Below are 851 nucleotides of genomic sequence, written 5' to 3' on the forward strand. Positions count from 1 at the left end.
GTCAGCCAGAACTGCAGCTTGCCGAGCCGCTCGTCGAGCATCCGGCCGCACATCTTCGGGAACCAGAACGCGATCCCGGCGTTCGCGGCGAACACCACGGTGCCGAACACCACGTAGTGGAAGTGCGCCACCACGAAGTAGGAGTCGTGCACGTGCCAGTCCAGCGGCGGGCTGGCCAGCAGCACCCCGGTCAGCCCACCGAGCAGGAAGGTGACCATGAACCCGATCGACCACAGCATCGGGGTCTCGAAGGTCAGCTGGCCGCGCCACATGGTGCCGATCCAGTTGAAGAACTTCAGCCCGGTGGGCACCGCGATCAGATAGGTGAGGAACGCGAAGAACGGCAGCAGCACCGCGCCGGTGGCGAACATGTGGTGCGCCCACACCGCCAGCGACAGGAACCCGATCGCCAGCGTCGCGCCGACCATGCCCTTGTAGCCGAACAGCGGCTTGCGGGAGAACACCGGCACGATCTCGGTCACGATGCCGAAGAACGGCAACGCGATGATGTACACCTCGGGGTGGCCGAAGAACCAGAACAGGTGCTGGTACAGCATCGGCCCGCCGTTCTCCGGCGAGTAGATCAACGACCCCAGGTTCCGGTCGGCCAGCAGCCCCATCAGCGCCGCGGTCAGGATCGGGAACACCAGGATCACCAGCAGGCTGGTGATCAGCGCGTTCCACACGAAGATCGGCATCCGGAACATCGTCATCCCCGGCGCGCGCAGGCAGACGATCGTGGTGATGAAGTTGACCGCACCCAGGATCGTGCCCAGCCCCTGCGCCGCCAGCCCGGCGATCCACAGGTTCCCGCCGATCCCCGGCGAGTGCTCGATGTTCGACAACGGCGC

1 protein-coding gene is annotated in these 851 nt (G+C 65.8%); it reads right to left on the reverse strand.

All coding sequences use genetic code 11. The features are described 5' to 3' along the window. Nucleotides 1-851 (reverse strand): cbb3-type cytochrome c oxidase subunit I (locus A6V29_RS00415; protein ID WP_170977626.1); only part of this gene is annotated, 851 nt, incomplete at both ends.

The organism is Blastococcus sp. CCUG 61487, assembly GCF_005222955.1.
Lineage (GTDB): Bacteria > Actinomycetota > Actinomycetes > Mycobacteriales > Geodermatophilaceae > Blastococcus.